Origin of the sequence: Nocardia australiensis (assembly GCF_020733705.1) — a bacterium.
Taxonomy (GTDB): Bacteria; Actinomycetota; Actinomycetes; order Mycobacteriales; family Mycobacteriaceae; genus Nocardia; species Nocardia australiensis.
Window position 1 is genome coordinate 283743 of sequence record NZ_JAJFZM010000004.1, and the last position, 24189, is coordinate 307931.

Here is a 24189-nt window from a genome sequence, read left to right on the forward strand (position 1 = left end):
GGCCATGGCGCCGTCGGGGCGCGGGAACTCCCGCGGGGGTCTGCGAGAAGGGAGTGCGCGAGCATGACGCTGCCGTATTACGCATCGGCCGAGCAGATTATGCGCGACAAGACCGAGCTTGCGCGCAAGGGTATCGCTCGGGGTCGTAGCGTCATCGTCTTGGTGTACGACAAGGGTGTGCTGTTCGTCGCGGAGAATCCGTCCGCGACCCTGCACAAGGTGAGTGAGCTTTACGATCGCATCGGTTTCGCGGCGGTCGGTAAGTACAACGAGTTCGAGAATCTGCGTCGCGGCGGGATTTTGCAGGCAGATCTGCGTGGTTATCAGTACGACCGTCGTGACGTGACGGGCCGTGCACTGGCCAACGCCTACGCGCAGAGCCTCGGCTCGATCTTCACCGATCAGCTCAAGCCATACGAGGTGGAGATCTGTGTGGCCGAGGTGGGCTACCCGGAGCAGACGCCGACCTCGGTGCTCTATCGGGTGACCTTCGACGGGTCCATCGTCGACGAGCGTGAGTACGTGGTCATGGGTGGCACGACGGAGCCGATCGTCACCGCCCTGAAGGCGTCCTACCAGCCCGGGCTCGACCTTTCCGCCGCCATCGGTATCGCGGTGGAGGCACTGACGGCCGGGGTGTCAGAAGGCACCGACAAGGACAAGCGCGTGCTCGGGGTGTCCTTACTGGAGGTAGCGACACTCGAGCAGGCGCGTCCGCGCCGAGCGTTCCGGCGGGTTACGCCCACTGTCCTGGAAGGGTTGCTGGCCGGCGGCAAGTCGGGGAACAAAAGCAAGTCCGCCGCGGCCACCGCGGCGGCGGCATCGGAAGACGCGCCGAAGTCGGAGTAGCTTTCGTCGTGAAAGTAAGCCGAGGCCCCCGGGGCTGCGTTCCACGCAGCGGCGGGGGCCTTCGGCGTGGGCCAGGCTTTTCGGCCGATGGCTTCGGCGGGGGTCGAAATCGTTGCGAAGACGTATGCATCCGGGTTGTCCGCAGCCCCACGCGAGTGCATGACATGGCTGTAATGTCGATAGTGTGCAGCGACGAATCATGGGGATCGAGACCGAATTCGGTGTGACGTGCACCTTCCACGGCCACCGTCGGCTCAGTCCTGACGAGGTGGCCCGGTATTTGTTCCGCCGGGTAGTTTCCTGGGGCCGTAGCTCGAACGTGTTCCTCCGCAACGGTGCTCGACTCTATCTCGACGTCGGGTCGCATCCGGAATATGCCACCGCCGAGTGCGACAACCTGGCGCAGTTGGTGACGCATGATCGAGCCGGCGAGCGGGTGCTGGAGGAGTTGCTGATCGACGCCGAACAGCGCCTCGCCGAGGAGGGCATCGGCGGTGATATCTATCTGTTCAAGAACAACACCGACTCGGCGGGCAACTCCTACGGCTGCCACGAGAACTTCCTGGTGGTGCGGGCGGGCGAGTTCTCGCGGATTTCCGATGTGTTGCTGCCGTTCCTTGTCACTCGGCAGCTGATCTGCGGTGCCGGCAAGATTCTGCAGACTCCGAAGGCGGCCGCGTTCTGCCTGTCGCAGCGCGCCGAACATATCTGGGAGGGCGTCTCCTCGGCGACCACCCGCTCGCGGCCGATCATCAACACGCGCGACGAGCCACACGCGGACGCGGAGAAGTACCGCCGCCTGCATGTGATCGTCGGCGACTCGAACATGTCCGAAACCACCACCATGCTCAAGGTCGGAACGGCCTCGCTGGTGCTGGAGATGATCGAGGCGGGCGTCTCGTTCCGTGACTTCGCGCTGGATAACCCGATTCGTGCGATCCGCGAGGTGAGCCACGATATGACCGGCAAGCGGCCGGTGCGGTTGGCAGGCGGTCGGCAGGCCAGCGCCCTGGAGATCCAGCGCGAGTACTACGCGCGCGCGGTCGAGCACCTGCGCAACCGCGACCGGGACCCACAGATCGACCAGGTGGTCGACCTGTGGGGGCGCACGCTGGACGCGGTCGAGGCGCAGGACTTCGCCAAGGTCGATACCGAGATCGACTGGGTGATCAAGCGCAAGCTGTTCCAGCGCTACCAGGATCGCTACAGCATGGAGTTGTCGGACCCGAAGATCGCTCAGCTGGACCTGGCCTACCACGACATCAAGCGCGGCCGTGGCGTCTTCGACGTGCTGCAGCGCAAGGGCCTGGCCAAGCGGGTCACCGAGGACGAGGCCGTTGACGCCGCGGTCGATACCCCACCGCAGACGACCCGAGCCAAACTGCGTGGTGACTTCATCACCGCCGCCCAGGAGGCAGGCCGCGATTTCACCGTCGACTGGGTGCATTTGAAGCTGAACGATCAGGCCCAGCGCACGGTGCTGTGCAAAGATCCCTTCCGCTCGGTCGACGAGCGCGTCGACCGGCTGATCGCCTCGATGTAATAGAACGGCATTTCCAGGGCCCTTTCGTCGCTGCGGCAGACGGTGGGTCCTGGTTGGTGCCGGGGCTCGAGGTGGAAGTTTTCCGGTTGTCGCCATTGTGAGATGTCCGTAGCGCGGGAATCGTGCGCCGCCGTGCCAGTTATCGATCGCGCCCATTACCCTGTTCGGGTGGCGATATCCAAGGTCGAGCGGCTGATGAATCTAGTCATCGCGCTGCTGTCGACCCGTCAGTTCCTGACCGCGGAGCGGATCCGGGCCAGCGTCGCGGGTTACGAGGACTCGGCCAGCGACGAGGCCTTCAGCCGGATGTTCGAGCGGGACAAGAACGAGCTGCGTGACCTGGGCATTCCGCTGGAGGTCGGTCCGGTGGGCCGGTACACCTCGGTAGAGGGCTATCGGATCAACCGGGACGCCTACGAGCTACCCGAGATCGACCTGACCAGCGAGGAGGCCGCCGCGGTCGCGGTGGCCGTGCAGATGTGGGAATCGCCGGAACTGGCGGCGGCGGCCGAAGGCGCACTATTGAAGCTGCGCGCGGCCGGAGTGCATGTCGAAACCGATGCCGCGGTCGCGTCGGTGCCCGCGGTCCCTGCTCGCACCCGTGGTTCGGAACCCGTGCTCGGCAAATTGCTGGCCACCATCGACGCGGGCCAAGCGGTGCGCTTCGAGCATCGGGGCGCGATCAACGAGCCGTATCTCATGCGCGATGTGGAGCCGTGGGGTGTGGTGACGCGTCACGGGCGCTGGTATCTGGTCGGGCACGACCGCGATCGGAATGCGGTGCGCACCTTCCGGTTGTCCCGGATCGGCGACGATGTGACCGCGTACGGACCACCCAATGCAGTCAGCAAGCCCGACGGGGTTGAACTGCGCGGCATCGTCGACCAGGTCACCACCAGTGCGCCGGTCACCGGTTCGGCGACTGTCTGGGTGGCGGGTGGGCATGGGCGAGAGATTCGCAGGCTTGGACGGATCACGGGGGACCGGACCATCGGCGGTCGTGCGGGCGCGGTCGTGGAGGTACCGATTCGTTCTCGTGACTGGCTGGCCCGGCTGATCACCGGACTCGGCCCCGACGCGCTGGTGCTCGCACCCGAGGACTTGCGCGCCGATGTCGTCGCGCGACTGCGTTCGGTGTTCGATCGGACGGAGGTTACGGCATGAGTTCGCGTTTGTCCGTTCGTCTCTCGCGATTGCTGAACATGATTCCGTACTTCATCGCGCATCCCGGTATCAGCGCGGCCGAGGCCGCCGCCGACCTCGGCGTAACGACCAAACAGCTGATGGGTGACCTGAATCAGTTGTGGATGTGCGGCCTGCCCGGTTATGGGCCCGGCGATCTGATCGACCTGTCGTTCTCGGAGGAGAGCATCGAGGTGACCTTCTCGGCCGGCATCGACCGGCCGCTGCGTCTGACCTCTACGGAGGCGACCGCGCTGCTGGTGGCCCTGCGATCGATCGTGGATATGCCGGGCATGGTCGATCCGACCGCGGCGCAGGCGGCGATCGCCAAGATCGAATCCGCGATCTCCGACGGTGGATCTGTCGAGGGCGGGGGGCCGGGGCAGGCTGCGCCCCGTCGGGTCGAGGCTCCCGCGGTGGCGACGGTCCGTTCGGCACTGGCCGCGCAGCACGTACTGCGGCTGGTGTACTACTCGGCCAGTCGTGACGTGGTGTCCGAACGGGTCGTCGACCCGATCCGCATCGTTCTGGTCGACAACAACAGCTATCTGCAGGCGTGGTGCCGTCAAGCCGAAGGCGTGCGGCTGTTCCGGTTCGACCGGATCGAGGCTGCCACCGAACTCGCTGAACCGGCGCGTCCACCCAGCCACGCCACCGAGGAGTCCGCCGCTCTCGACCTGTTCCAAGATGATCCCGGGGTTCCGTTGGCGCGCTTGCGAATTCACGGCGACTACGGTTGGGTGCTCGATCAATACCCGATGCATCGATTGGCCGTGCACCCCGACGGTAGCCTCGAGGTGACCATGCGATTCGCCACCCTGGACTGGATGGCGCGGCTGCTGCTCGGATTCGGCGCCGGGGTTACCGTCCTCGGTCCGCCCGAGTTGGTAGCCGCGGTGCGGGAGCGTTCGCACGCGGCGCTCGCGGCGTATGAAGAGGCAGAACTCGAGGAGGCTTGACCCGCGTGACATGTCACGTGTTGGTATTGGGTGCGGGCAGTATCGGCACCTTTGTCGGCGGCAAGCTGGCTGCGGCCGGAGCACGGGTCACGTTTGTCGGCAGGCGGCGTGCGTTGGACGAGATCACCGTGTCCGGATTGCGGCTGACCGATCTGGACGGCGGCGACGAGGCGGTCGCGTCCGGCGCGTTCGCGGTATCCACCGAACCCGACGCCGTCGGATCGGCCGATCTGGTGCTGGTAGCGGTGAAATCGGCGGCCACCGCGAGCGCGGTTCGGGGCCTGGTGGACAAGATCCGTCCCGGCACTGTGGTGCTGAGTCTGCAGAACGGGATCGGCAACGACGCGGTGATTCGCGACATCCTGCCCTCCTGCGTGGTGCTCGCGGGCGTGGTGATGTTCAACGTGGTCCACTACCCCGACGGGCGATTCCATCGCGGCACCGAAGGTGGGCTCGCGGTCCAGGACGACCCGGCTCTGGCGGAATTCGCCGGCCTCTTCCAGCGGGTGGGGCTGTCGCTGCGCCGTTATCGGGATTTGCTGCCGGTGCAGTGGGCAAAGCTGCTGCTCAATCTCAACAATCCGATCAATGCCCTCTCGGGCAGACCGCTGCGCGAGGAACTTGCCGACCGGAACTACCGTCGCGGCCTGGCGCTGGTCCAACGTGAGGCGCTGGCTGCGATGAATAGGGCGCGAATTCGCCCGGCCCGCCTCACGGTACTGCCACCGGCCATGCTGGCGCGGCTGTTGACCGTTCCGGACGGCATCTTCGGTCGGATCGCCGGTCAGGTGCTGGCTATCGATCCGGTCGCCCGCTCGTCCATGGCCGACGATCTGGCACTGGGGCGCCCCACCGAAATCTCCTGGCTGTGCGGCGAAATTGTGAGCCTGGGTGCGATGGTCGGTGCGCCGACACCGGTGAATGAACGGCTGATCGAATTGGTCGTCGCGGCCGAACACGGTGACCGGCGCACCTGGACGGGACCGGAACTACTCGAGCAACTGCGGATGGCGGCCGAGACCGATCACGGTTGAACGCGCGGCAAACGAGTACCGACGCGGGAGTTAGCCCACGTCATGGTCCGGTAGCATCAGAACTACCACATTTTTGGGAGGTTAACCATGGGCAGTCTGAGTATCTGGCACTGGCTGATTATCGCGGCGCTCTTCGTGATGTTCTTCGGCGCGAAGCGGATGCCCGACGCCGCCCGCAGCCTGGGCAGGTCGTTGCGCATCTTCAAGAGCGAAGTCAGCCAGATGCAGAGCGAGAGCGGCGACGCGTCGGCGAGCCCGGCACCGGCCAAGCAGCAGCCGGTTCAGGAGCTGGCACCGGCACAGCCGCAGCAACCGATCGTCGCTGAGCCCCACGCCGAGCCGAAGTCGGTCTGAGCCGAGCTGTACCGCCGGAGTGAGTCGAGTTCGCTCCGGGCATTGTGCTGTTGCCCGCCGACACATCATGCGGCGAGCGCATTCGACCCAGGGGCCAACACACCACCATGCGAATCCCGTTCGATCCCCGGCACAGCAAGCGCAGAACCAATCCCGACGGCACCATGTCGCTGGTCGAGCATCTGCAGGAGCTGCGTAGCCGACTGCTGATCTCGATCGCCGCGGTCTTGATCACCACGCTGTTCGGTTTCTTCTGGTACTCGCATTCGATCTTCGGGATCGAGAGCCTCGGCGACGTGCTGCTCGGCCCCTACTGTTCGCTGCCCGCGTCCTCGCGTGCCGCGCTCACACCTGACGGCGCCTGCCGGTTGCTGGCTACCGCGCCGTTCGAGCAGTTCATGCTGCGGTTGAAGGTGGGCATGACGGCCGGTGTGGTGCTGGCGGCCCCGGTATGGCTGTATCAGCTGTGGGCCTTTATCACCCCGGGCCTGTACGCGAAGGAGCGCAAGTACGCGGTCGGGTTCGTCACCACGGGCACCGTGTTGTTCGCGACGGGGGCCGTGCTGGCGTATGTCGTTGTGGCGCATGCGCTGAGCTTCTTGCTGAGTATCGGCAGCAATGCGCAGATCACCGCCCTGAGCGGTTCACAATATTTCGGATTCATCATCCAGCTGTTGGTCATCTTCGGCATCAGCTTCGAAACACCGTTGCTGATAGTCGGATTGAACATGGTTGGAGTGCTGACCTACGCGCGGCTCAAGGCATGGCGGCGCGGCCTGATTTTCGGCCTGTTCGTGTTCGCGGCCATCGTCACACCGCAGGATCCGTTCTCCATGCTTGCGCTGGCTCTGGCGTTGACGGTCCTGTTCGAGGTGGCCGTGCAGTTCGCGAGGATCAACGACAAACGTCGTTCGCGCCGGGAGGCCGCGGCGTTGGCGGCGCTGTCGGATGAGGAAGCCTCCTCGCTGAGTGGCCCCGAGCCGATCCGTCCCGCCGAATCGATCGTGGATCCGCCGGGTAAAACCGCACGACCGATGTCGGACTACTCCGATACCCTCTGACGGTGTCCATTCACCGGTCGCAGGCAGGCGAGCTGGCCAAGTTTTCCGCCGAGCTGAGTTTCACCCTGGATCCCTTCCAGCGCAACGCCTGTGCCGCCCTCGAGGGCGGACACGGCGTACTGGTGTGTGCGCCGACGGGCGCGGGTAAAACCGTGGTCGGCGAGTTCGCCGTGCATCTGGCGCTGGCCGCGGGCGGAAAGTGCTTCTACACCACGCCGATCAAGGCGTTGTCGAATCAGAAGTTCGCCGACCTGACCGAAAGGCACGGCCGCGACCAGGTGGGTTTGCTCACCGGCGACCAGTCGATCAACCCGGACGCGCCGGTGGTCGTGATGACCACCGAGGTGCTGCGCAACATGCTCTACGCCTCCTCCGACGCGTTGCGTGGACTGGCCTTCGTGGTGATGGACGAGGTGCACTATCTCGCCGACCGGTTCCGTGGCGCGGTGTGGGAAGAGGTCATCCTGCATCTGCCACCGGATGTCCGGCTCGTCAGCCTGTCGGCGACGGTCAGCAACGCCGAGGAATTCGGCGCGTGGATGGAGACCGTACGCGGTGATACCACCGTTGTGGTCGACGAGACGCGTCCGGTTCCGCTGTGGCAGCACGTCATGGTCGGTCGGCGCATGTTCGACCTGTTCGATACCGACTCCAGCGACCAGAAGGTTCTCGTCGACGAGGACCTCGTGCGCTACATCCGACATCGCGAGACCGCGGATCGGATGAATGGTTGGGGCGGACCGCGCCACGGTCGCGGTGGACCGCGCCGTGACTTCCGCCCGCTACCGCGCCCCGAAGTGCTCGCCAAACTGGATGAGGAAGGGCTGCTGCCCGCGATAACCTTCATCTTCAGCCGGGCGGGTTGTGACGGGGCGCTCGCGCAGTGCGTGCGTTCGAGGCTGGATCTGAGTCGCGACAGCGACACCGAGGTCATCGACGCAGTTATCGAGAAGCACACAGGGGATCTACCCAAGGACGATCTCGAGGTACTCGGCTACTGGGAGTGGCGCGAGGCGCTGCATCGCGGTCTGGCCGCCCATCACGCGGGCATGCTGCCCGCGTTCCGGCATACGGTCGAGGACTTGTTCGTGCGTGGGCTGGTGCGGGCTGTATTCGCAACGGAGACACTGGCATTGGGCATCAATATGCCCGCGCGCACGGTGGTGCTGGAGCGGTTGGTCAAATACAACGGAGAGTCGCACGCCGAGCTCACTCCCGGCGAATACACCCAGCTGACCGGTCGCGCTGGTCGCCGCGGCATCGACGTCGAGGGGCACGCGGTGGTGCTGTGGCAGCCGGAGGTCGACACCAGTGCCGTCGCGGGCCTTGCCTCCACCCGGACCTATCCGTTGCGCAGTTCGTTCCGGCCCGGCTACAACATGTCGATCAACCTTATCGACCGCATGGGCGCGGACGAATCGCGTGCCCTGCTGGAGCGATCGTTCGCGCAGTTCCAGGCCGATCGTTCGGTCGTCGGGCTGGTGCGTGGTATCGAACGCAACGAAGACCAGTTACGCAAGCTGCGCCGCCAACTCGGCGACGAAGACGGCGGCTTCCTGGAATATATTTCGCTACGGGAGCGAATCAAGCAGCGCGAACGCCAGCTCGAACAGCAGAGTCGCTCGGATCGACGTGGCGCCTCGGTCAGTTCGCTGAACTCACTGCGCCGCGGTGACGTCGTGGCGATTCCGTCCGGTCGGCGCGCCGGGCTCGCGGTGATCCTGGAGCCGGACGCCACGCCCGGCGACCCGAGGCCCCTGGTGCTCACCGAGGACAAATGGGCCGGCCGGGTCTCGGTGGCCGATTTCCCGGTGCCCGCGAAGGCACTCGGCCACATGCGCCTGCCTCGACGGGTCGACCACCGGACCGCCAGCACCCGGCGTGATCTGGCTTCGGCGCTGCGTAGCACCGGAATTGCGGTGCCCGGCCGCCCACGACGTGGTCAGCGGTCGAAGGCCGCCGACGATCGGGAACTCGATACGCTGCGGCGCAGCCTGCGCTCGCATCCGGCGCACACCCGCCGCGACCGCGAGCAGATGAGCCGAATCGGCGAGCGGTACAACCGGCTGGCTCGCGAGACCGAGACGATGCGCCAGAAGGTTGCCGCGACGACCAACTCGCTGGCGCGCACTTTCGATCGAATCGTCGGGCTGCTCGAGGAGCGCGGCTTCGTAAAGAAGGGCGAGGTGACCGCTGACGGCCGCAGGTTGGCACGTATCTATGCGGAGAGCGATCTGCTCGTCGCCGAATGCCTGCGGCAGGGGCTGTGGCGCGGACTCGGCCCGGCCGAACTGGCTGCGGTGGTATCGAGCCTGGTGTACGAATCCCGTCAGGAGGGCGGCTATCTCGGCGTGACGGGACCGACCGAGCCGATCCGGCGTGCAGTCGGAGCGACGGTCGGGGTGTGGACGCAATTGCGATCCGATGAGGCCGCGCACAAGTTGGCGCCGACTCGTGAGCCCGACCTCGGATTCGTGACCGGTGTCTATAAATGGGCACGCGGCGACGGGTTGGCCGAATCGTTGCTGGCCAGTGGTGACCAGAGTGCACCCCTGTCGGCGGGCGATTTCGTGCGCTGGTGCAGGCAGGTGATCGACCTCCTCGATCAGGTGCACGGCACCGCCGACGACCCGGAGGTGGCCGGGACGGCGGCGAAGGCGGTACGGGCAATTCGGCGGGGTGTCGTGGCGGTGGACGCGGCGTAGTGGATTCGATTGTGATTTGATTTCTTTCGCGTACCGACCGTGGCGGAGGAGTCGGACAGGATCGGTTCGGATACGGCCTCGGTCCTGTTGTGCGACGAGTCTCACGCGGGGGGCTACCGTATGTACAACGATGCGAGTGGAGGCAAGCAGATGAGCGGCCCGTACGGACCGAACGACGCCCCTGGTCCCGGGGAGGGGCGCAATGACCCCACCCAGCAATGGGGTGGCCAGCAGGCGCCCGGAGGCGCCGGGCCGACCCAGCAGTGGGGTGGCCAACAGCAACCGGCAGCTCAGCCGACCCAGCATTGGAACCAGCAGCCCGGCCAACCGCAGCAGCATCCGTGGGGTCAGCAGCAGCCGAATCAGCCCGTGCCGCCGCAGCCGCAGCCCGGTCAACCGCAACCCGCGCAGCAGCATTGGGGTCAGCAGCCCGGCCAACAGCAACCCGGCCAGCCCCAGTGGGGGCAGACGCCGAGCCAGCCGCAGCAACAGTGGGGTCAGCAGCCCGGCCAGCCACAGGACTGGAATCAGCAGGGTCAGCAACCACAGCAGCAGGATTGGGGCCAGCAGGGCCAGCAGCCGCAGGGGCAGTGGGGCCAGCCGCAGTGGGGTCAGGGGCAGCAGGCCCCACAGGCCGGTGCGGCCAAGAGCAAGAAGGGGCTGTTCATCGGCCTCGGCGTGGTCGCTGTTGTGGCGATCGGCGCCATCGTTGCCCTGGTCCTCGCGCTTACCAGCAAGGACGAGCTGGACAATTCGGCAGTGCAGGACGGTGTCAAGAAGGTGCTGTCGGATTCCTACGGCATCCAGGACGTCGCCGACGTTTCCTGCCCGTCGGGTCAGAAGGTCGCGGTCGACGCGACTTTCACCTGCAGTCTGAAGGTCAGCGGTGAACAGAAGAACGTCACCGTCAAGATCACGAAGGATGACGGCACCTACGAGGTCGGCCGACCCAGCTGACCCACGTCTCGGGCGGCCCGCATTCCGGCGCGGGCGCCCGGCGAGTCGGCAGCAGCCCAGTCATACTGGGCTCAGTGTGCGGTGCCCATTGCCTTGATCAGTCGGGTGATGGGGCTCTCGGCGTTGTATGCGGCGGCCAACTCGTGCAAGCGATCCGGATCGACCGGAGCGGAGGGGAGCACGTCCGGTCGAGACAACTCGACCGCGGCGTCGCACACGACGCGAACCACCGGAGCGGCCGCGGTCAGATAGGTTGCGGCGCCGCGCAATTTGGCGCGCATACCTTGCGCGAGGTCTGCCTCGGGATCGTCCACGGCGGCCCGTAGCGCCTCGAGGGATCCGAAGCGGGAGATCAGCACGGCGGCGGATTTGTCGCCGATACCGGGCACGCCAGGCAAACCATCCGAGGCGTCACCGCGCAAGGTCGCCATATCGGCATAGGCGCGGCCCGCATTCGCCTCCGGCACACCATATTTCGTGGCCACCTCGGCCGGGCCGAACAGTTCGGCTTTGGCCAGCCCACGGCCCGCGTACAGCACCCGCACCGGCGGATGTGGATTGTCGCGCACCAACTGCAGCAGGTCACGGTCGCCACTGACGACCATCACCGGGTCGGTGCGTTCTCGTGTCGCGAGGGTGCCGAGCACATCGTCGGCCTCCAGCCCGGCCGCGCCGCCGGTTGCGATACCCGCCGCCGCGAGTAGGTCGAGGATCATCTCGACCTGCGGAGTAAGCCGGTCAGGCACCTCTTCGGCACCGGGAGCCGAGTCGGCGGCCGTATCGAGGCGGTGGGCCTTGTAGGAGGGCACCAGCTCGACGCGGAATGCCGGACGCCAATTCAGGTCCAGGCATACGACCAGCCGACTCGGCGTGTGTTTGGTGATCAGCGAGGCGACCATATCGGTGAATCCACGTAGCGCATTGACGGACCGGCCGTCCGGCGCGGTGATTTTCTCGGGGATCGCGTGGAATGCGCGAAACCAGAGACTCGCGCCATCGAGGAGCAGCAGGGGTCCGCCGGAGGTCGGGGCTGGGGTCACGTCGGTGAGGCTACCTGCCCGGACCGACAGGACGGCGGAATCGCCGGTGCGTGGTCTGCGCGGCGGACGCGGCGGGTAACGTCGAGGGGTATGAGTTCGCACACACAGTCGCGATTCGCGGCGGATGTTTACAGTGACCGGCTCGAGCGGGCGGTTGAGCTGATGCGGGCCGCCCATCTGGATGCCCTGCTGATCACACCGGGACCGGATCTGCGTTACCTCATCGGGTCGGCGGCCCAATCCCACGAACGACTTACATGCCTGGTGATACCCGCCAACGGTGCGCCCGCGTCGGTGGTGATCCCGAAACTGGAGCTGGCATCGCTGGAAGACTCCGCCGTCGATGAACTCGGCCTGCCGGTGCTGGATTGGGTCGATGGGACCGATCCGTACCACATCGTGAAGTCGGCGCTGCATGCCGGTTCGCGGGTCGCGGTGGCCGATGCCATGCCCGCGTTGCACGTACTGCCGTTGGCCGAATCCTTCGGTGGCATACCGGTTTCGGCCACGCCGGTGCTGCGCGAGATGCGGATGATCAAGGACGCCGCGGAGGTCGATGCGTTGCGGCGTGCGGGCGCGGCGATCGACCGGGTGCATGCTCGGATGGGCGAATGGTTGCAGGCCGGCCGGACCGAGGCCGAGGTCGCCGCCGATATCACGGCGGCGATTATCGAGGAGGGGCACACCGAGGTCGCGTTCGTCATCGTCGGCAGCGGACCGCACGGCGCCGATCCGCACCATGAGGTGTCACAACGACGGATCGAACCCGGTGACCTGGTCGTCATCGATATCGGCGGTCCGGTGGCGCCGGGGTATTACTCGGACTCGACGCGCACCTATGTGCTCGGCGATCCGACCCCGGAAGTGGCAGCGCAGTTCGCGGAATTGGAGCGCGCCCAGGCCGCCGCCGTCGCCGCCGTCCGCCCCGGCGTCACCGCCGAATCGGTCGACGCCGCAGCGCGAAACCTGTTGACCGCCGCCGGTTCAGGACCCGCCTTCGTGCACCGTACCGGCCACGGAATCGGCCTGTCCGTGCACGAGGAGCCCTATATCGTCCAGGGCAATGACCTCGTCTTGCGGCGCGGTATGGCATTCAGCATCGAACCCGGCATCTACTTCCGTGGCGATTGGGGCGCCCGCATCGAAGACATCGTCGTCGTCACCGACGACGGTTGCGAGTCGATGAATCAACGGCCACACGGACTTACGGTGCTGTAGGTCGCGCAGCGGGCATTGCTGGTTCGTCGGCAGTGGGTGCGCACGCTCGGAGCTGTGGGATCAACGCGCGTCGGCGGTGAGGGTGCTACTGGACAGGACACGCTTGACCTCGATGGCGATCACCACGCGGGTCGGGTTCTCCCTCGGTATCCGGTAGCGGCCCGCGTAGCGGTCGACCGCGTCGGCCACACTGTCGGGATCGTCGAGGACCTGCGCCGGTCCTTCGAGAGTGAGCCAGCGAATACCTTCCACCTGGCTGACGGCCGCGTATCCGGATCGGCGGACATTGCGAACTTTCACCGATCCGTCGTTGGTGATGATCCGCGCGATCCCGGCTTCCGGGTCCCAGGTGAATCCCACGGCAACGACATGGGGGGTGCCATCGGCGCGCAGGGTGGTCAATGTCGCGAGATGCCGCTCGGTCACGAACTCGAGCGCGGCGGGTGAGATCTGGGCGGTGCTGATCGGCATGCCCCGACCGTAGTCGCTGCCTGCGCGACCGTTGGCGGTGAGCCACTTTCGGCCGATTCAGCACGGCTCTCACCTGAAACGCGGGATTCCGGCTCGACGGCGACGCGTGGCTTGCCGGAAGGACTGCCGATGGGTTCGATCAGGCTGGTTCGTATGCGATGGGCCGCGCTGGTGTTCAGGGAAGGTGCACGCCGAGGATCGCCCGTGCGTGGACCGTGTCGTCGGGAATGACAGACTGTGCGCATGGGATTGCGAGGCGTGCGGGGGATTGCCGAGGGGCCGGTGCTGGTGTTGGGTGGGCGCAGTGAGATCGGGCTCGAGGTGGCGCGGCGGCTGGCGGCAGGGCGGACAGTGATTCTCGCGGCCCGGCGTAGCGGAGATTTGGCCGACGAGGCTGCCGCGGTGTCGGCGGCGGGCGCGACGGCGGTGCACTGCGTCGAGTTCGATGCCGATGACACAGCGAGTCATCCCGCGCTGTTGGAGAAGGTCACCGCCGAGCACGGCGGGCTCGGGGTGGCGGTGCTCGCGTTCGGTGTGCTGGGAGATCAGGATCGTGCGGAGCGGGATCCTGACCATGCGATCGCGGTGGTGCACACCGACTACGTGGCGCAGATCAGTGTGCTTACTACGTTGGCGAATCTGATGCGCGTCAGGGGTGACGGCCAGATCGTGGTGTTCAGTTCGGTCGCGGGTGCGCGGGTTCGGCGGGCCAACTACGTGTACGGGTCGGCCAAAGCCGGGCTGGACGGCTTCGCGAGCGGGCTCGCGGATGCCTTGTACGGCAGCGGAGTTCACCTGCTGCTGGTCCGGCCGGGCTTTGTGGTCGGACGCATGACCGAGGGGATGGACCCGGCGCCACTGTCGAGCACCCCGGACCAGGTCGCGGCCGCCGTCGTCAACGGCCTGCGCCGTCGCGCGGGCCGAGTGTGGGTGCCCCGCGCCCTGCAGCCGATGTTCTTTGCTCTCGGCCTGCTCCCGCAAGCTGTCTGGCGGCGGATGCCACGGTGACCGAGCCACATTCGCGATCGAACGTCGACCGTCCGGACGCTACCGGGGGGTGTCGAGAGCCGGCCGAGTCAACGGACCGGACGGATGTGAAAGGCATTGTCGGCGAAGGTGGTTCACCGGCATCGAATGCGGCCGAGGCGATGCTCGGTGCGGGTACGACGGTCGAACGCGCGATCGGTGCCACGAAACAGGTTGCCGGTGTTGCTGATTGGCGTGGTCGCTGGCCGGTCGCGGTGGTGGTGGGGATCGGAGCCGATGGGTGGGATGGGCTCGGGCGGGCGGCACGCGAGGCCATCGCGGGATGCGAGGTGTTGTTCGGGTCCGGGCGTCAGTTGGGGTTGGTACCCGAGGAGGTGGCGGCCGAGCGGGTCGGGTGGCCGTCTCCGTTGGTGCCCGCGTTGCCTCGGCTGTTCGAGCAGTATGCCGATGCGCGGATCTGTGTGCTGGCCAGCGGGGACCCTATGTTCTACGGCATCGGGGTGACGTTGGCTCGATTGTTGGGGCCAGGGGCTCTGCGGGTGCTGCCGCAGCCGTCATCGGCGTCGCTCGCGTGCGCTCGATTGGGCTGGGCGCTGGCCGAAGTGTCGACCGTCAGTGCGGTGGGGCGTCCGGTGGCGACGGTATTGGCGGAATTGGCGGACCGTCGCAAGATACTCGTGCTCAGCGCCGATGAACATACGCCGGGTCTCGTCGCGGAGCTGTTGCGCGACAATGGTTTCGGTGCGTCGACTATGACGGTGCTCGCCCGGTTGGGCGGCGTCGCCGAAACGATCCGTACTGCCGAGGCGCGCAGGTGGGATCTTCTCGCGGTCGATCGGTTGAACATCGTGGCAATCGACTGCGTCGCGGATGCGGCACATACGCGTACGACAAGAACCCCGGGCCTGCCTGACGCGGTGTACCGGGGCGACGGCCAGCTCACGAAGTCCGAAGTCCGGGCGCTGACGCTGTCCGCACTCGCACCCGCGCCCGGCGAGTTGCTGTGGGATGTCGGCGGAGGCTCGGGCAGTATCGCGATCGAATGGTGCCGTACCCATCCGAGTTGCCGGGCGGTCACGTTCGAGCGGGTCGAGAACCGGAGGCGTCAGATCGCCGATAATGCTGTTGCCCTAGGGGTTCCACAGATTGTCGTGCTCGGGGAGATGTGTGCGACTGTGGTCGACCCCGCCGAATCAGTCGCGCCCGACGCGATTTTCGTCGGTGGCGGACTAACCCAGGATGGCCTGCTCGAGACATGCTGGGCGCAATTACGCCACGGCGGCCGGATGGTCGCGAATGCGGTGACCGCCGAGTCGGAGGCATTGCTGCTCACCTGGGCCGCTACGCACGGCGGTGAACTGCGGAAGTTTCAAATTTACCGAGCCGGGGCGCTCGGCGGGTTCACGGCCTGGCGCCCGCAACTGCCGGTGACGCAGTGGACGGTCGTCAAAGCAGAGCCGTGACCACCTCCATCGGAGGGGATGCAGACCGAGGTGAACAGGTAGGGTCGGTGCCCGAGATCCGATTGTTATCGGAAATCCGATTCCTGATCTGGGAGATATATGAAGTACAAGAAGTTCGCCGCTACCGCGCTGATGGCTGTCGCCGCCACCGGTATCGCAACCGGTACCACTAACGCCGCTCCCGCGGCACCGGCGCCGATACCCGCGGTGCAGGGGGAGGCCACCTCACCGACTGTCAAAGGTGAAGACCAGGGCGTGAACTACGCCGTGCAATTGGTTGACGGCAACAAGTCCATCGTCACCACCCTGACCGGTGGTGCGTTCAGTCTCGACGCCGACCAGAAGGCGGTGTCGGTGAAGAACGAGGCAGGCAACGTTGTCGGCTCGGTGCCGTTGGCGGCGAAAGTCGCTGACGGCCCGCTCATTCCGATCGCGGCCGCCATCGACGCGACGGGACAGCGGCTGACGCTGACCCCGGACATCAAGCCTGTCGCGTCCGGTCTGTCTGCCACGGAGATCGGCGCCTCGCAGGACCGGTTCTTCGCCGAACTGCAGCGCGCGTCGCTGGGTGCCCTTATCGGCGGCATCATCGGGTTCTTCTTCCTTGGCGTAGGTCTGCCGATCGGCGCCCTCGTCGGTCTGCTCATCGCGGGGGGTCCGAACCTGATCGACGCGGGCGTCGCCTACTTCAGCGGCCAGCCCTGAAGATTCTGATACTGGGCGGCACCCAGGAAGCCAGGGAGCTCGCCCACATCGCCTCCGACGAGCGCGGATTCGATATCGTCTCCGCGCTCGCCGGACGTGTTCGCGACCCACGGTTGCCGGAGGGCGCGGTGCGTGTCGGTGGCTTCGGGGGTGCCGATGGATTACGGCAATGGCTGGTAGCCAGCAATATCGACGCCGTGGTCGACGCGACCCATCCGTTCGCGCGGACCATCAGCGCGAACGCGGCGCGTGCCGCCGCCGACGCCGGGCTGCCGCTGCTGCATGTGCGCAGGCCCGGCTGGTCGCAGCGGCCGGGCGACCGATGGATCCGGGTACCCGATCTCGCTGCTGCGGCGACAACCGTTGCGGGACTGGGGGATCGGGTGTTCCTGACGATCGGACGCCAGGGTGTCGGTGCCTTCGCTGAACAGACAGAGCAGTGGTTTCTTATCCGCGCCATCGACCCGCCCGAGGGTGCGCTGCCGCCGAAGCGTGAATTATTGCTCGCGCGTGGTCCTTTCGAGGTCGAGGACGAATCGCGGTTACTGGGACGTCATCGCATCGACGTACTCGTCACCAAAGACAGTGGCGGTGATCAGACCGATGCGAAGCTTGTCGCCGCGCGGGCGGCGGGCATTCCGGTCGTCATGATCGATCGTCCGGCGCTTCCTCGGGACGCGATCATGTCCGAGACTGTGTCGGAGACTTGGGCCTGGTTGTGTGCGCAACGTGGGCGCGGCTGAGTCGCTCCCGCGCGCGGTGACCGACTTCGCGCGAAAAGGTATGCGGCAGCGGGTGTCCGGTAATCAGTCGCTCAGCAATTCCGGCAAGCGGTCGAACCAATCGAGCACCGCACGTTCGTAACCGATGCCGAATTCGAGGGTGGCGCGCTGGTGCGGCGCCATCCCCGTGCAGTCCTCACCGAGATAGCGGGTGAGGCGCTGCTGGTGAATATCCCGGTTGGCAGTGATGATCCGATCGAGGTGAGTGCGGTCGAGATGTTCACCGAACGACAGGGTGAGTAGCAGTGGCACGCGGATCGTTTCGCCACCCGGGTCGCGCGCGATCCACTCCAGAAATGCCGCACGACCGGCATCGGTGATTCGGTACGGTGTCCGCTCCCTTGCGCCGGTCTCGCCCTTTTCAACCAATCCGGTCGCGTCCATGGTGCCCAGCTCCCGGTAAACCTGGCTTTGGGTGATCGTCCAGAAATCGCCGATCCGATCCTGTGCCATGGATACCAAGTCCCATCCGGACATGGGGCCCTCATGCAGGAATCCGAGCAGCGACGCAGCCGTGGAATTCAGCGGCTTGCGTCGGGTGGCAGTGTTCGCCAAAGGACAACTCCCTTCTAGCTCGATCACCAACGTTCCATAGTGGAACGTTATATGAATTGGTGAACAGATGGCAACTGTGACGCTCATTTATGAACTATTCAGTTACAACTTGTTTCTATACGTATTCACCGGCGGATCAGGCCTTTTCGTGAGGTGAGGGAACGCATTCTCTCGGGCGCGCTACCGGGTGGCGAACTGATTAGCGAGGGCGAGATCGCCGCCGATCTCGCCATGTCCAGGACCCCGGTGCGCGAAGCCTTCCTTCGGCTCGAGGCTCTTCTCTGCACCGAGCAAGGTGACACTCCGCATGGCCAGGGATGGTGAGATGTTCGAGGCGGTGCGGTTTCGGCGCCGCAGGGTCATCACGTGTGTCATGACTGGTGTTGAATGTCCCACGCAGGTCGCGGATCTGGCCGCTGGTGCGGTCGAGTATCGGTTGGTCCGGGGCGATGGCGCTGCGGTCGTCGGCGTTTCGGCCGGAGGACGCACCGCGATGGCGATGGCGGCCCGTCACCCGGACCTGGTGGAGCGAGTCGTAATGTTGAGCGCGGTGGCGGAGTGCGACCGAGTTCCGAAGGGTACGATCGGCTCCCGGCGCACGACCGGTTTCCGGAGGTACGTCTGGTTCTCGGCCTGCGACCGGCTCTCAGGGTGCGGCGCTGGCGGCTATCAGCGCTGATAGCGGCGCGACGTGTACACCCGAGTGCCGTGGTCGGTGTCGATCGAAGCGGTGGTAGAAGCGCCGATGATGAGCAGCGTGCGCATGTCGACCTCGGCTGGGTCCAGTTCGGACAATGCGACAACGCGGACGGATTCGGTGGGGCCGCCGACATCGCGGCCGAGCACCACCGGGGTATCGGGTTTGCGGTGCTCGAGCAGTAGATCCCGCATTGCCGCGACCTGCCAGGTGCGTTGAGAGGAAGCCGGGTTGTAGATAGCGATTGCCATATCGGCGGCGGCTACTGCCGAGAGTCGTTGTGCGACAACTTCCCACGGCTTGAGCCGGTCCGACAACGAGATCATGGCGTAGTCGTGGCCGAGCGGCGCGCCGACGCGGCTGGCGACGGCATTGGCCGCGGTCACCCCGGGCAGTACCCGTACCGGCACACCATCCCACTGCGGATCAGCGGATTCCTCGACGACCGCCGCGGCCATGGCGAACACGCCGGGATCACCCGAGGAAACAACCGCGACCCGCGCTCCCTGTTTGGCCAAATCCAGTGCCATGGCGGCACGTTCGGATTCGACGCGATTGTCGCTGGGGTGCCTGCGCTGCCCCGGGCGTAGCGGCACCCGATTGATGTAGGTGGTGTAGCCGACGAGATCCGTCGCCTCCGACAGCGCTTGCCGCACCTCCGGCGTGGTCCAGTCCGCCGAACCGGGGCCGAGGCCGATCACGACGACCTCACCCGCCTGGCCGTGCACGGTGTTGGGGCTGCCGGCCATTGCCGATTGTCCGGCGCCGGACTGTTGTGTTGTCCCGGACCGATCGGAGTTCGCCGAGTATGTGGCCGATAACGGGCCAGCCGATGCGCCGTCGGTGGGTTCCGAAGTCGTTGCATGCCAAGGCGGTTCGGTGCTCGCAAGGTTGTCGGCACCGGTGGGGGATTCGGAGGTCGCGGGGTTGTCGGCGCTTGCGGGGCCATGGACGTTCACAGGGATGTCGGCCTGCTGTTGCGCCTGCGCACGGTTGGCATGGCGCAGTGGGGTTGTCGGGCGGGGGCCCGGTACGAGGGTGATGGCGAAGTAGGGGACCTCGGCGTCGTCGACGTCGTCGGCGTCCAGCACGCGCTCGCGGTTCGAGCTGGCGCGCTCGATGTAGTAGGCGTCGTCTAGTCGGCCGGAGTCCGAGAGTGCCTGGCGCACACCGGGATAGGTGCGGCCGAGTTTCATGATGGCGGCGGCATCGGTGTCGCGCAGGCGGCGGGTGAGCTCATCGGTGGGCATGGTGCCCGGCAGGACGGTGAGGACCTGCTCGCCCTCGACCAGCGGGGTGCCGAGTGCGGCCGAGGCAGCGCTGACGGAGGTGATGCCGGGAATGATTTCGGTGTCGAAGCGGTCGACGAGCCGACGGTGCATGTGCATGTAGGAGCTGTAGAACAATGGGTCGCCCGCTGCGAGTAGTGCGACGGATCGGCCCGCGGCGAGGTGCACGGCCAACCGCTGTGCGGCCTGCTCGTAGAACTCGTCGATAGCGCCCTGATAGCCGCCGGGATGTTCGGTCGTCTCGGTGGTGACCGGGTAGACGAGGTGTTCCTCGAGCTGTCCGGCGCGCAGGTAGGGGGCGGCGATCGCGCGCGAGATGCTGCGTCCGTGCTGTGCGCTATGGAAGGCGATCACATCGGCCGCGCCGATGATCCGCGCAGCCTTCACCGTCACCAATTCTGGGTCGCCGGGGCCGAGCCCGATGCCCCACAGTTTGCCGTGGCCCGTGCTCTCGGTCATTCCTGTTCGCTCGCAATCGCATTCAGTGCCGACGCGGTAATGGCGCTACCGCCACGCCTGCCGCGTACGGTCAGGTACTCGATGCCGTCGAAGTCGATCAGCGCGTCCTTGGATTCGGCGGCACCGATGAATCCGACCGGGATACCGAGGATGGCCGCCGGCCGCGGCGCACCCGCCTCGAGCATGTCCAGCAGATGGAACAGCGCGGTGGGCGCGTTACCGATCGCGACAACCGCACCATCGAGCCGGTCGCGCCACAGCTCCAGCGCGGCGGCCGAGCGAGTATTGTCCAGCGCTGCGGCAAGTTCCGGTACACGCGGATCGGCGAGCGTGCAGATCACGGCATTGTCGGCGGGCAGCCGCTTGCGCGTCACCCCCGAGGCGACCATATTCGCGTCGCACAGAATAGGTGCGCCCGCCCGCAGCGCGGCCCGCGCCGCGGCCACCACACCGGTCGAAAAGGCCACGTCCCGCGCGAGATCCACCTGCCCGCAACCGTGGATCATCCGGACGACCACCTGCGCCACATCCGGCGGAAACCGGTCCAGCTCCGCCTCCGCGCGAATCGTTGCGAAAGAACGCCGATAGATCTCGGCCCCATCGGTGAGGTAGCTGGAACGCAAGTCGGACATGGCGATCAGCCTAGTTGGACGTATCGGGAGTCGATCGGTCGGCCGACCGCGCTCGGCGTCAGGTCCTCGGACGCTCCAGAATTCGCGACATCACGATCGAGCTACGGGTGCGGCCGACGCGGCTGTTCTCCCGAATCCGCTCGACGGTCGACTCGATCTCGGCCATATCGGTCGCCATCACATGCACCAGCGCGTCGGCCTCGCCCGCGATCGTCCAGACACCCACCACCTGCGGAATCGGCTCCAAGCTGCGGCGCAACTCGGACGGCGTGATGTTGTCGCGGTAATAGACCTCGACATACGCCTCGGTGGTCCAGCCGAGTGCGGCCGGGTTCACCAGGGCGGTGAAGCCGGTGATCTGTTTGCTGGCGACCATTTTGTCGACTCGGCGTTTGACGGCGGGCGCCGAGAGGCCGATCTTCGCGCCGATCTCCTGAAACGAGGCGCGCGCCTGCCGCAGCAAATGGGCGAGAATGCGCCGGTCGATGTCGTCCACAACCACATCCGTTCTCAGTTGACGCAATGATTCGCCACAGTTCAGGCGAACTGTGCAATGAATCATTGTTTCCGACGCAATAGTAGGCGAATTACCGTCGAATCAGCCGAACGATTCGCGCCGACACCGGGAGATACGTTGACCTCCTCAGCCGCCCGCCAGCCCGGGCCAGCCGCCGCGCGGCAGCCCGCACCACGACATTTCGTCATGTGCCGTCCGGACCATTTCGAAGTCTGCTATTCGATCAATCCGTGGATGAACCCGGCCGAACCGGTAGATCGCGCGCTGGCCCTCTCTCAATGGGAGACCCTGCGTTCGACCTTCGAGAAATACGGACACCACGTCGATCTCGTTCCCGGCGAGCCGGGCCTGCCCGATATGGTGTTCGCCGCGAATAGTGGTCTCGTGGTGGGGGATCGGGCACTATCGGCACGCTTCACCCATCCCGAACGCGCGGCCGAGGGGCCCGCCTATCACCAGTGGTTCACGCAGCGAGAGCGGTTCGAACTGGCCTGCGCGCAGGAAATCAATGAGGGCGAGGGCGATTTCCTGCTCGTCGGCGAGCATATTCTCGCGGCCACGGGATTCCGTAGTTCGCTCGCGGCGCATCGAGAAGTCGCGCGCTTCTTCGACTTGCCGGTGGTGTCTCTGGAACTGGTCGATCCGAGGTTCTATCACCTCGACACCGCGATGATGGTGCTCGACGACGCGAATATCGCCTACTTCCCGCCCGCGTTCAGCGCGGCGAGCCGGGCCATGCTGGCCGAGCTCTACCCGGATGCGATCGTGGCCACCGATGCGGACGCGGTGGTGCTCGGATTGAACGGTGTCTGCGACGGACACAACGTTTTCCTCAGCGACAAGGCCACCGACCTGATCGCGACCCTGCGGGCAAACGGCTACAACCCGGTCGGGCTCGATCTGTCCGAGCTGCTCAAGGCCGGCGGCGGCGTCAAATGCTGCACCTTGGAAATCCACGATGACCCGCGAAGCGAGCCGAGCGCGGCGGCGTGAACCGGCTGAGCACGCCGGCGGACCTTCCGTGTGGTGCTGTTCAGTCGATGCGGTAGCCGTCCGCAGTGGCGACCACCTCGGCCACCGTGCCGCGCGGCTTGCCACATCGACGGTCACAGCCGGACCAGTGCTGCCGTCCGGATACTGTCACCTCGCCGGCCGCGACCAGCGGGCTCATGGCCGCGATAGCCGTGGTCTCGGCGGGACGTACCCGGCCGGACTCGACCGCGGCGGTGAGATCGCTGCGGACATCGGTGACGGACTTCGCGCATCCGGGGCGACCCGCGCACGCGCTGACCTGCAGCCAGGGCGAATTGGCGTCGAAGATCAGTCCCATCGGGGCGAGTACCCGGACCACCTGCTCGGCGGGCCAATCCGCCAGATCCGTGATGAGGAGACTGCGCGACGTCGTAATCAGCACGGGGCGATCGATGGCGGCGATGAATTCCGCGGTGCGCGCGGATAGCGAGCCGAGCCGGATACCCGCGCCGAGGCTGACCAGGCCGTCGTCCTGGTCGAGCCAGCCGATCGGGATGTCGTGGGACGCATCGAGTTCCAGACGTTGCGCGTCACGACCGAGCCCGAGCAGATCGGCGACGCGTTCGGCGCCACCGTCCACCTCATGCAAGCGCCACTGCCCAGAGCTCAGTTCGAGGAATCCGTGTGCGGCGGCGAGCATGACGTCGACCGCTGCTGCCGCCGACACCCGTATTCCGGTGTCGCCTCCGGCCAGTAGCACGGCGAATTCGTCTGCGGCAGTAGCATGTACACCGATATCGCCGCCGAGAACGCTGACATCGCCCCGGCCGTCATCGAGGGTGAACAGCACGCGACCGGGCAACTGCGCCAGGCGTGCGGAAGCACGCAGACCCGTGTCGAGCGCTCGGACGAGTCCATGTACATCGGCCAAGCCGCCCATGCGGCCCGACATCGGCGAGGCGACGATATTGCGCACCCGCTCGTGAGTGTGGCTGGGCAGCAATCCGGCGGATTCCAGCCGAGCGGTCAGCGCTTGTGCGTCACCGACGCGCCGCAATTGCACATTGCCGCGCGAGGTGAGTTCGATGTTTCCGTCGCCCAACTCCCGCGCGGCCTCGGCCAGGGCCTGTAGTTGCTGCGATGATAATTGCCCGCCGGGTAGCCGAATGCGAGCCAGCGGCCCGTCGGCGGCTTGATGCAGCCGCAGGACACCGGGGCAGGAGTCTGGAGTGGTTCGTGTCATGACCTCAACCAGCCTACGACCCGCCGCGCGGCGCGCTCGGTGCTCACCCCCGTTGCATTCGAGTAGTCACTCAGCACACCGCCCGCGACCGGGTCGTCGGCCTCGACAATCTGGACGTCATGCATCACGTGGATCTCCGACCCGACCGCTTGTCACCGCATACCGACGCTATTGCCGTGCACCCGAATAACGATGCGACCGAACTCCGGTCAGCAGTGATAGCGGCGAGTCCGGCGTACGTGCGCGGCACGGCGAATTCGATATGCCTCTGGTACGAGCTCAACTCGGGGTACCCCAGGCTGACCGGGCTGCCGCACATCGCCGGAGCTGACTGTGCCCGTATCGTCGGCGATTTCCTGCTCGCAGGTGCCTACCGGATAGCCGTCGGTTGTCGCTGCGCGCCGACGCGGCGTCAGGGGTGTGGTCGGCACGCCCGCGGCTGCCGGTAACATCTGGTTGCTCGGCGGGCGATGAGGAAACCGGTGCAACTCCGGTGCGGTCGCGCCACTGTGAAA

Annotated in this window: 25 protein-coding genes and 1 pseudogene; 17 read left to right on the forward strand and 9 right to left on the reverse strand. The window is 66.2% G+C overall.

The window, feature by feature from the left end; translation table 11 throughout:
- Positions 1 to 63: 63 nt before the first annotated feature.
- The 9 genes from prcA to LKE06_RS22170 all read left to right on the forward strand — a co-directional run bounded on the left by prcA (position 64) and on the right by LKE06_RS22170 (position 10644).
- Positions 64 to 849 carry a proteasome subunit alpha gene (prcA, locus tag LKE06_RS22130; RefSeq protein ID WP_228001260.1) on the forward strand — a complete coding sequence of 262 codons (786 nt, stop codon included), beginning with the start codon at positions 64 to 66 and terminating at the stop codon, positions 847 to 849.
- Between the two features lie 184 nt (positions 850 to 1033).
- A complete protein-coding gene (pafA, locus tag LKE06_RS22135; RefSeq protein WP_228001261.1) occupies positions 1034 to 2392 on the forward strand; it encodes a Pup--protein ligase in 1359 nt (452 codons plus the stop codon).
- 168 nt (positions 2393 to 2560) lie between these two features.
- Positions 2561 to 3556, forward strand: coding sequence for a helix-turn-helix transcriptional regulator (locus tag LKE06_RS22140; protein WP_228001262.1), 996 nt, complete (start codon positions 2561 to 2563; stop codon positions 3554 to 3556).
- A complete protein-coding gene (locus LKE06_RS22145; RefSeq protein WP_228001263.1) occupies positions 3553 to 4533 on the forward strand; it encodes a helix-turn-helix transcriptional regulator in 981 nt (326 codons plus the stop codon). The genes LKE06_RS22140 and LKE06_RS22145 overlap by 4 nt, the downstream gene beginning before the upstream one ends.
- Positions 4534 to 4538: 5 nt before the next feature.
- On the forward strand, positions 4539 to 5567 hold the full coding sequence (locus LKE06_RS22150) for a 2-dehydropantoate 2-reductase (protein ID WP_228001264.1): 1029 nt from the start codon (positions 4539 to 4541) through the stop codon (positions 5565 to 5567).
- Positions 5568 to 5654: 87 nt separating this feature from the next.
- The gene (gene tatA, locus LKE06_RS22155; protein WP_228001265.1) at positions 5655 to 5921 is read left to right on the forward strand and encodes a Sec-independent protein translocase subunit TatA; all 267 of its coding nucleotides are present in this window, start codon (positions 5655 to 5657) and stop codon (positions 5919 to 5921) included.
- 107 nt (positions 5922 to 6028) lie between these two features.
- Complete coding sequence (gene tatC, locus LKE06_RS22160; RefSeq protein ID WP_228001266.1) at positions 6029 to 6982, forward strand: twin-arginine translocase subunit TatC; 954 nt, start codon at positions 6029 to 6031, stop codon at positions 6980 to 6982.
- A gap of 2 nt (positions 6983 to 6984) precedes the next feature.
- Positions 6985 to 9687, forward strand: coding sequence for a DEAD/DEAH box helicase (locus tag LKE06_RS22165; RefSeq protein ID WP_228001267.1), 2703 nt, complete (start codon positions 6985 to 6987; stop codon positions 9685 to 9687).
- Positions 9688 to 9837: 150 nt separating this feature from the next.
- Positions 9838 to 10644, forward strand: coding sequence for a DUF4333 domain-containing protein (locus tag LKE06_RS22170; RefSeq protein WP_228001268.1), 807 nt, complete (start codon positions 9838 to 9840; stop codon positions 10642 to 10644).
- Between the two features lie 71 nt (positions 10645 to 10715).
- Here the strand turns inward: LKE06_RS22170 and LKE06_RS22175 are convergent, their stop codons facing one another.
- Positions 10716 to 11684, reverse strand: a complete 969-nt coding sequence (locus LKE06_RS22175; RefSeq protein ID WP_228001269.1) for a 5'-3' exonuclease — start codon at positions 11682 to 11684, stop codon at positions 10716 to 10718.
- Positions 11685 to 11774: 90 nt separating this feature from the next.
- Here LKE06_RS22175 and LKE06_RS22180 point away from each other — a divergent pair, with 90 nt between their 5' ends.
- Positions 11775 to 12902, forward strand: a complete 1128-nt coding sequence (locus LKE06_RS22180; RefSeq protein ID WP_228001270.1) for a M24 family metallopeptidase — start codon at positions 11775 to 11777, stop codon at positions 12900 to 12902.
- Between the two features lie 60 nt (positions 12903 to 12962).
- On the opposite strand, the gene LKE06_RS22185 is transcribed toward LKE06_RS22180, so the two are convergent.
- On the reverse strand, positions 12963 to 13373 hold the full coding sequence (locus LKE06_RS22185; RefSeq protein ID WP_228001271.1) for a PPOX class F420-dependent oxidoreductase: 411 nt from the start codon (positions 13371 to 13373) through the stop codon (positions 12963 to 12965).
- Between the two features lie 243 nt (positions 13374 to 13616).
- Here LKE06_RS22185 and dprE2 point away from each other — a divergent pair, with 243 nt between their 5' ends.
- From dprE2 to LKE06_RS22205, 4 genes are all read left to right on the forward strand, one after another.
- Complete coding sequence (dprE2, locus tag LKE06_RS22190; protein ID WP_228001272.1) at positions 13617 to 14381, forward strand: decaprenylphospho-beta-D-erythro-pentofuranosid-2-ulose 2-reductase; 765 nt, start codon at positions 13617 to 13619, stop codon at positions 14379 to 14381.
- 86 nt (positions 14382 to 14467) lie between these two features.
- Positions 14468 to 15823 (forward strand): precorrin-6y C5,15-methyltransferase (decarboxylating) subunit CbiE, encoded by a 1356-nt coding sequence (cbiE, locus tag LKE06_RS22195; protein ID WP_228001273.1) that lies wholly within the window; start codon positions 14468 to 14470, stop codon positions 15821 to 15823.
- Positions 15824 to 15922: 99 nt separating this feature from the next.
- On the forward strand, positions 15923 to 16528 hold the full coding sequence (locus tag LKE06_RS22200) for a DUF8020 domain-containing protein (RefSeq protein ID WP_228001274.1): 606 nt from the start codon (positions 15923 to 15925) through the stop codon (positions 16526 to 16528).
- Positions 16525 to 17271, forward strand: a complete 747-nt coding sequence (locus LKE06_RS22205) for a cobalt-precorrin-6A reductase (protein WP_228001305.1) — start codon at positions 16525 to 16527, stop codon at positions 17269 to 17271. Before LKE06_RS22200 ends, LKE06_RS22205 begins: the two co-directional genes overlap by 4 nt.
- 63 nt (positions 17272 to 17334) lie before the next feature.
- Here LKE06_RS22205 and LKE06_RS22210 read toward each other — a convergent pair whose 3' ends face one another.
- The gene (locus LKE06_RS22210) at positions 17335 to 17865 is read right to left on the reverse strand and encodes a PadR family transcriptional regulator (RefSeq protein ID WP_228001275.1); all 531 of its coding nucleotides are present in this window, start codon (positions 17863 to 17865) and stop codon (positions 17335 to 17337) included.
- An 89-nt stretch (positions 17866 to 17954) separates the two neighbouring features.
- Between LKE06_RS22210 and LKE06_RS22215 the strand changes: the two are divergent.
- Together LKE06_RS22215 and LKE06_RS22220 are read left to right on the forward strand one after the other, a co-directional pair.
- Positions 17955 to 18141 (forward strand): annotated as a pseudogene (locus tag LKE06_RS22215) (GntR family transcriptional regulator); the annotation flags it as partial.
- A 97-nt stretch (positions 18142 to 18238) separates the two neighbouring features.
- A complete protein-coding gene (locus LKE06_RS22220) occupies positions 18239 to 18544 on the forward strand; it encodes an alpha/beta fold hydrolase (RefSeq protein ID WP_228001276.1) in 306 nt (101 codons plus the stop codon).
- On the opposite strand, the gene cobJ is transcribed toward LKE06_RS22220, so the two are convergent.
- The 3 genes from cobJ to LKE06_RS22235 are packed head-to-tail and all read right to left on the reverse strand — an operon-like array spanning position 18535 to position 21438.
- On the reverse strand, positions 18535 to 20310 hold the full coding sequence (cobJ, locus tag LKE06_RS22225) for a precorrin-3B C(17)-methyltransferase (protein WP_228001277.1): 1776 nt from the start codon (positions 20308 to 20310) through the stop codon (positions 18535 to 18537). The genes LKE06_RS22220 and cobJ overlap by 10 nt on opposite strands.
- Positions 20307 to 20942, reverse strand: coding sequence for a precorrin-8X methylmutase (locus LKE06_RS22230; protein WP_228001278.1), 636 nt, complete (start codon positions 20940 to 20942; stop codon positions 20307 to 20309). The genes cobJ and LKE06_RS22230 overlap by 4 nt, the downstream gene beginning before the upstream one ends.
- 58 nt (positions 20943 to 21000) lie before the next feature.
- The gene (locus LKE06_RS22235; protein WP_228001279.1) at positions 21001 to 21438 is read right to left on the reverse strand and encodes an Lrp/AsnC family transcriptional regulator; all 438 of its coding nucleotides are present in this window, start codon (positions 21436 to 21438) and stop codon (positions 21001 to 21003) included.
- 138 nt (positions 21439 to 21576) lie between these two features.
- Between LKE06_RS22235 and ddaH the strand changes: the two genes are divergently transcribed.
- Positions 21577 to 22452, forward strand: coding sequence for a dimethylargininase (ddaH, locus tag LKE06_RS22240; protein ID WP_228001280.1), 876 nt, complete (start codon positions 21577 to 21579; stop codon positions 22450 to 22452).
- A 40-nt stretch (positions 22453 to 22492) separates the two neighbouring features.
- On the opposite strand, the gene LKE06_RS22245 is transcribed toward ddaH, so the two are convergent.
- From LKE06_RS22245 to LKE06_RS22250, 3 genes are all read right to left on the reverse strand, one after another.
- Positions 22493 to 23674 (reverse strand): ferredoxin-like domain-containing protein, encoded by a 1182-nt coding sequence (locus LKE06_RS22245; RefSeq protein ID WP_228001281.1) that lies wholly within the window; start codon positions 23672 to 23674, stop codon positions 22493 to 22495.
- Positions 23671 to 23802, reverse strand: coding sequence for a hypothetical protein (locus LKE06_RS32670; protein WP_255649561.1), 132 nt, complete (start codon positions 23800 to 23802; stop codon positions 23671 to 23673). Before LKE06_RS32670 ends, LKE06_RS22245 begins: the two co-directional genes overlap by 4 nt.
- An 81-nt stretch (positions 23803 to 23883) precedes the next feature.
- On the reverse strand, positions 23884 to 24189 hold a 306-nt coding region (locus LKE06_RS22250; RefSeq protein WP_228001282.1), incomplete at its 5' end, for a hypothetical protein.

Excerpts from the sequence above, each read along its gene's own strand:
- prcA (WP_228001260.1), top strand. The coding sequence starts at position 64 with ATGACGCTGCCGTATTACGCATCGGCCGAGCAGATTATGCGCGACAAG.
- LKE06_RS22145 (WP_228001263.1), top strand. The coding sequence starts at position 3,553 with ATGAGTTCGCGTTTGTCCGTTCGTCTCTCGCGATTGCTGAACATGATT.
- tatA (WP_228001265.1), top strand. The coding sequence starts at position 5,655 with ATGGGCAGTCTGAGTATCTGGCACTGGCTGATTATCGCGGCGCTCTTC.
- tatC (WP_228001266.1), top strand. The coding sequence starts at position 6,029 with ATGCGAATCCCGTTCGATCCCCGGCACAGCAAGCGCAGAACCAATCCC.
- LKE06_RS22170 (WP_228001268.1), top strand. The coding sequence starts at position 9,838 with ATGAGCGGCCCGTACGGACCGAACGACGCCCCTGGTCCCGGGGAGGGG.
- LKE06_RS22180 (WP_228001270.1), top strand. The coding sequence starts at position 11,775 with ATGAGTTCGCACACACAGTCGCGATTCGCGGCGGATGTTTACAGTGAC.
- LKE06_RS22185 (WP_228001271.1), bottom strand. The coding sequence starts at position 13,373 with ATGCCGATCAGCACCGCCCAGATCTCACCCGCCGCGCTCGAGTTCGTG.
- dprE2 (WP_228001272.1), top strand. The coding sequence starts at position 13,617 with ATGGGATTGCGAGGCGTGCGGGGGATTGCCGAGGGGCCGGTGCTGGTG.
- LKE06_RS22200 (WP_228001274.1), top strand. The coding sequence starts at position 15,923 with ATGAAGTACAAGAAGTTCGCCGCTACCGCGCTGATGGCTGTCGCCGCC.
- LKE06_RS22220 (WP_228001276.1), top strand. The coding sequence starts at position 18,239 with ATGACTGGTGTTGAATGTCCCACGCAGGTCGCGGATCTGGCCGCTGGT.
- cobJ (WP_228001277.1), bottom strand. The coding sequence starts at position 20,310 with ATGACCGAGAGCACGGGCCACGGCAAACTGTGGGGCATCGGGCTCGGC.
- LKE06_RS22230 (WP_228001278.1), bottom strand. The coding sequence starts at position 20,942 with ATGTCCGACTTGCGTTCCAGCTACCTCACCGATGGGGCCGAGATCTAT.
- LKE06_RS22245 (WP_228001281.1), bottom strand. The coding sequence starts at position 23,674 with ATGACACGAACCACTCCAGACTCCTGCCCCGGTGTCCTGCGGCTGCAT.